The sequence below is a fragment of the Microcystis sp. M49636_WE2 genome, from assembly GCF_030065375.1.
GTDB classification, from domain to species: Bacteria; Cyanobacteriota; Cyanobacteriia; order Cyanobacteriales; family Microcystaceae; genus Microcystis; species Microcystis aeruginosa_C.
This window is the reverse complement of the sequence record NZ_JASJFG010000604.1, coordinates 1-5,518: the sequence shown is the minus strand read 5'-3', so window position 1 is coordinate 5,518 and position 5,518 is coordinate 1. Positions and strand designations below refer to the sequence as shown.

At 42.2% G+C, this 5,518-nt stretch carries 7 protein-coding genes; 5 read left to right on the top strand and 2 right to left on the bottom strand.

What is annotated here, in order from left to right; all coding sequences use genetic code 11:
* The coding region (locus tag PX484_RS13965) for an IS4 family transposase (RefSeq protein WP_288104313.1) at positions 1–892 on the bottom strand (892 nt) is incomplete at its 3' end.
* Between the two features lie 245 nt (positions 893–1,137).
* On the opposite strand from PX484_RS13965, the gene PX484_RS13960 reads away from it, so the two are divergent.
* From PX484_RS13960 to ispD, 4 genes are all read left to right on the top strand, one after another.
* A complete protein-coding gene (locus PX484_RS13960; RefSeq protein WP_002799848.1) occupies positions 1,138–1,641 on the top strand; it encodes a hypothetical protein in 504 nt (167 codons plus the stop codon).
* A gap of 10 nt (positions 1,642–1,651) precedes the next feature.
* The gene (locus PX484_RS13955) at positions 1,652–2,542 is read left to right on the top strand and encodes a hypothetical protein (protein ID WP_287670888.1); all 891 of its coding nucleotides are present in this window, start codon (positions 1,652–1,654) and stop codon (positions 2,540–2,542) included.
* Positions 2,543–2,949: 407 nt separating this feature from the next.
* Positions 2,950–3,357: a DUF1824 family protein gene (locus tag PX484_RS13950; RefSeq protein WP_287670887.1), complete on the top strand. Its 408-nt coding sequence runs from the start codon at positions 2,950–2,952 to the stop codon at positions 3,355–3,357.
* 184 nt (positions 3,358–3,541) lie between these two features.
* Positions 3,542–4,222 (top strand): 2-C-methyl-D-erythritol 4-phosphate cytidylyltransferase, encoded by a 681-nt coding sequence (ispD, locus tag PX484_RS13945; protein ID WP_287766481.1) that lies wholly within the window; start codon positions 3,542–3,544, stop codon positions 4,220–4,222.
* Here the strand turns inward: ispD and PX484_RS13940 are convergent.
* Positions 4,217–4,834: a serine O-acetyltransferase gene (locus PX484_RS13940; RefSeq protein ID WP_002799857.1), complete on the bottom strand. Its 618-nt coding sequence runs from the start codon at positions 4,832–4,834 to the stop codon at positions 4,217–4,219. The two genes, ispD and PX484_RS13940, sit on opposite strands and share 6 nt — an antisense overlap.
* Positions 4,835–4,938: 104 nt before the next feature.
* Here PX484_RS13940 and PX484_RS13935 point away from each other — a divergent pair.
* Positions 4,939–5,518 (top strand): glycosyltransferase family 2 protein (locus PX484_RS13935; protein ID WP_288104309.1); only part of this gene is annotated, 580 nt, incomplete at its 3' end.

The following is a 5,518-nucleotide window of genomic DNA, read 5'->3' as shown; positions in this document are numbered from 1 at the left end:
CTCCCGTTTTACAATCTTTGAACATAGCTTCAATGCCAAAACGAGATTCATATAACTTTAAAGTCTTCTCTAAAGAGTCAAGATTAGTAAGAAGATACCAGGGAGCTTCGGCTTGTTTACTACGATAGCGTCTCTGACCGCGAGTTGCCAAATTAAAAGGTCCAAGTTTATGAGAATATGTATAATAAATTCCTGAGAAAAACTGCTCAGTCCCTGGTGGAATATCCAGAGCTTTTAGAGGTTGATATTTGTCTTCACCTGATAACAGCAAAGATGTTCCCTTCTTTTGCCTCATAATAAAGGCTATACCCTTTTCGTCTAGCCACTTTCCTAGTTGAACACTCTGAAATTCTCGATCACCGATCACGACGACTGGATAACATTTTAAGATTTTTAACACAGGCTTCAGAAATTTTTTTTGTTCCCCCAGATTACTACTTCCTTTTTTATCTAGCAATATCCAGTACACAGGTAAGGCTCTTTTTCCACAAATAACACTGGCTACAAATAAATTTCTTCCTTTCCAATCCGTTCTGTCGATTACCAATAACAGATGTCCTAGATGCCTAAGTTTTTTCAGTTTTCTTCTTTGATGTCGATTTTTATTTTTTCGGCTAAACTCTTGCTTAATAATGTGTTTAATTAGCGGAAACCATAACAATTTCACACTTAATTGCGGTAACTTAAGAAACCTCTGTAAATTTCTTCTTCTGCTTTCAAAGGTAATTGGTTGAGGAAATAGGGCAGCTAATCTCTCTAATTGTACCGTTCTGTGACCTTGTAAGAGCAGTATGAGGATTTGCAGGGTAAGATATTGTGCTTCGCTCAGATTAGCTTGTAAACAAGCCTGATAGAATGATGGTAACATTTTAAATTTTTGAGTGGTTGCCATAACCACTCTATTTCTTTGGGGGACATTTGGCTAGAGTCTTTATCCTGCCTACCTTTAAACCTCTTTGTCACCCCTTGAGGTAATATTGAGATGTACTCCTAAAAATTAGTTATTGACTCGAATTTTGCTGATTTTCTGTTTTTTTTCGGTCTGGTGTGAGAGAATCTAGAAAAACTTAACAATAATCAGCAATAAGCGAGAGATATACTACAAACAAACATTAGTAAGTTTTAATTAAGAGAACTATGAGCTTTCGATTTGGCAAAATCTTGATAGCAGGGGTATTAGCGGTACTTTTGCTAGTAACCTCCTGTGCTAAAGCTCCCTCACAATTTGACCAAGCGCAACAAGAAAGTACCGCTCGCGGGGCGGCGGCAGTGGTGAAAGAATCCACCTCTGGCGGCAGTTTTAATCGGTTTTTCCCGCCTTCTGGGGGAGGATACGAGCGCGTCTATACCCAGGAAAAAAAAGGCTTTGCCGAGGCAAAACTGAAGCAAAATGGCAAAGTTGTGGCTATGTTAGCCATATCTGACATTAGCAATAATCCCGCGGCGGCCAATAAATTCCAAGACAGTCAAACCACGATTAAAGGTTTTCCCTCTGTGAAACAGGGTGCAACCGCCACCGCCGTTTTAGTCAATAATCGCTATCAAGTCAAGGTTTTATCGCGGGATGCGGATTTTACCGCCAGCGATCGCCAAGCTTGGTTAGCTAAGTTCGATTTAGATGGTCTAGCAAAATTAAAGTAAGGAGACATCCGTGAGTAAGCCAATTTTTGAACTGGTGGACGAATTACCGACTAATAATCTCACCGTCAAAGTTCTCAAAACCCTTGATTATGTGGTGCCGGGAGAGTGGGATAACCTAGTCGGGTTTAAAAATACGATTATCAAAGTCACTGGTGAAACCGACGAAAGCATGATCCAACAGATTGGCGATCGAGCCGTTTGGTTGTTTAATGATAAATCCCAGGGCTATCAACGGGCGCTTTGGCTCTACCAAACCATCGACAGCGCCGATAATGCCCTAGCCGCCGCCTCTCTTGCTAATGCCGTCGGTGGTAAAATTCCCCTCATGGGCGGTTTAATCGAAAGATTAACCCCTGCTCCCGAAAAAGCGCAAACCATCGATCTAACCCTGAAATTAGTGACCGAATTAGTCGCTTTTTGTCAAATTAATGGCATTCCGGGGGATAGTATCGGGGATTTCGTCGCTTCCCTAGGAGATTATAGCGGCGAATCCTTGATGCGGATGGCGGCGTTAGTTTGTTTGGATGGTTTAATCCCTCTGGGGGGCAGTTTTATCCGCAAAGTGGAATCGAGCCTGAGCATTCTCAGGCCGGAAGAATTAGAATCTAACTCCACTTTCGGCAGTATTAAAGAATTGATTCCGGGGGGAAATACTGCCAGAAAATTAGACTTTATCGGTCAAAGTTTCGACTCCACTAAAGGTTGGATGAGTGGTTTTGTCAGCGATCGCAGTTTGAGCCAGCAGGGATTATTGAGCAAAATCCAGGGATTTATCGACTTTTCTGCCGATAAATTGGTATATGTCGGGGCATTCCTCGATATGACGACTAATTACTATGAACATACTGGCATTCAAACCCTGGCTCGTCGTTTAATCGAAAGAGCCGTGGCGGAAATTTAACTGGAAGACTCTGAAACAACCGAAGAAAAAGCCCTAGAGAAACGGGAGGAGTTAACTGAAGCTGCTGAGACTCTATCTCATCAGAGACACTCCTCTTTTCCCCTCAGTGTAATTTTGCCTTACCTAGGGATTGGTTTTGGTGCTGGAATTATTATAGGTTCTTACTTCGGCTATCAAAAAGCGGTGAGTGAAATGCCCGCACAACCCGGAGCGATCGAACAAGTCCGATAAATTTTCCTGTCCCTAACCTGATATGATCGGGATTGCCAGGCTTACGATTAAGACCAATGCAAAATTTTCCTATCTCCAAATCTCCATGATTTAGGGCTTTTTTCCTTGGGAATTTGTCGTTAAGGACAGCAGCACCAGCTTATTTTTTATCTTTAGCCCCGCCTATATAACCGCTCATGTCTATTGAAGAAGCCTTGAAACTCCTAAAAGAATATGGATGTATTAAACTAAAAATTGCCCAATCTTCTGAAGAAGAAGAAGCTCTAAGACAGGCAATTTTATTAGTTAACCAAGGTTCGGAATCAATTAATTTAGGTATCTGTGCCGATAACAATGAAGAGGGATTTAAAGCCCTAAAAAGTTATCTACAAGCCCTAGGATACCCCCTACCTAATACTCTCCCAGAAGACCAGCCAGAACTGGGAGCGGTGTATATTAAATATAATACCCAAAGACAAGCTTCCTATCTCGATTCCTATACGGGAACCTATCGCGGTGTCCTGGTTTCTTGTCAATCAGAAAATGATCAATTAGTCGGTACTTATGGTCACTTTCCCCTCGATTTATTCTCTGAAGAGGCATAGTTTTGGGGTTATTGAAGCGATTAACAATCATCGGCACCCCCTTATCAAGGGGGGATTAAGGGGGGATCGGCACCCCCCTTATCAAGGGGGGATTAAGGGGGGATATATTGAAACCACTTACTTAACCAGCAAAAAGCTCCCCACTCCTGTCCACTGAATTCTTAACTTTTTACCTGAAAAAAATATGTATTTGTTAATTCCAGCAGCGGGAATGGGTAAACGGATGGGCAGCGATCGCAATAAGTTACTGCTCACCCTGCACGGAAAACCTCTCCTGACTTGGACTTTGCTGGCTGCCATGGAATCCAGGGCAATTATCTGGATTGGGATTATGGCACAACCGGAAGACTTTGAGGATATCCGAGAAATTATCACCGCCATAAATGCCCTTAAACCCGTGCAAATCATCCAAGGAGGCGAAACCAGACAAAAATCGGTTTACAATGGCTTACAAGCCCTACCAGAGGGGGCTGAGACGGTTTTAATTCACGATGGGGCGCGATGTTTAGCCACTCCCGAATTATTCGATCGCTGTGCCGCCGCTTTAGCCACTTGTCAGGGTTTCATTGCGGCGATTCCGGTGAAAGATACGATTAAAATTGTCGATAGCAAGGGCTGGATTGAGGATACACCTGATCGCTCGCGGTTGTGGGCAGCCCAAACGCCCCAGGGTTTTCAGGTAAAATTATTAAAAGAATGTCATGAACAGGGCCGAAAATTAGCTTGGGAAGTCACCGACGATGCCGCCTTATTAGAAAAATGTGGTTTTCCTGTCAAAATTGTCGTCGGTGAAGAAACTAACTTAAAAATTACTACCCGCGGAGATCTGGCAATTGCCGAATATATTTTAAGTCAACGTTTATAATTTTTCATCTACTTTAACGCCGTCCCGTTTAATAATACGAGCGGGAATACCCACCACTACACAATTAGGGGGAACATCTTTGACTACCACTGAATTTGCGCCCACGGTGACATTATCACCGATGGTAATGTTTCCTAAGACTTTAGCGCCGGCGGTAATCCTGACATTATTGCCAATTTTGGGGCGACCGCTTTTATCTTTATAGCCAATTGTTACCTGTTGATTAATCCAACAGTTATCGCCCAAATCCGCCATAACAATCGTACTAAAACCGTGTTGAATAAATAATCCTTTGCCAATCGAACAGGAAGAATCTAGAAATAAGTAGGAACTTTCTCGATAGAAAAACCTAAGAATATACATAAAAAAACGGCTGAATGAACCACCTTGAAAAAGACGACAATAATATAAATTTCTAAATTCTTTTGCCTCTAGACACAGAGCTAAGAATTGTAACCAATCTGCTCTTTTTTCCCAGCCTAATAACTCTACCCAACGCCGCACATCACCTAAGATAAGTTCTCGATTATTAGCTACCTGAAAAGCAATGATTAAAGGTGAGAGCCAAAGAATACCCACATAGAAAAATAATTTTCGGAAGAAACTTTTCATCGTTGGTCTAAAATAAGTGACAATAGACTTGCTTTTTGTTGCTCTTGATTATAGTAGTATTGTAGCGAATAGTTCAACCGTCCCCCGTTTATTGGACTCCAACGATGTCAACTACCTTGCAGTTCTTGCCCGAAGTATCCGTGATCGTGCCAATTTATAACGGAGAGAAAGATCTACCCCCTCTCATTGATTGTTTAGCCAAACAGACCTATCCCCGTCAATTAGTTGAATATATTTTAGTTGATAATAATAGTGGCGATCGCACGGGAGAATTATTAGGAAAGGCAGCACAAGAACACAGGGGACTGAACCTGATCATTTTAAGCGAAAATCATATACAAAGCTCCTACGCTGCTCGTAACAAAGGGATCAAAAGCGCTCGTTATCCTTTTCTGGCCTTCACCGATGCCGATTGTCGTCCCGCAGCGCAATGGTTGACAGAACTGGTTCAACCCTTTAAAGATAGTAGTATCGGTCTGGTAGCGGGTGAAATTGCCGCCTTAACTGGTTCCACTTGGTTGGAAAAGTATGCGGAACGTCGTCACTTTATGTCACCAAAATTTCTTTTAGAACATTCTTTTTGTCCCTACGGTCAAACTGCTAACCTCGCTATTCGTCGAGAAGCTTTTCAAAAAGTTGGTTTATTTCGTCCTTATTTAACTACCGGTGGTGATGCCGATATCT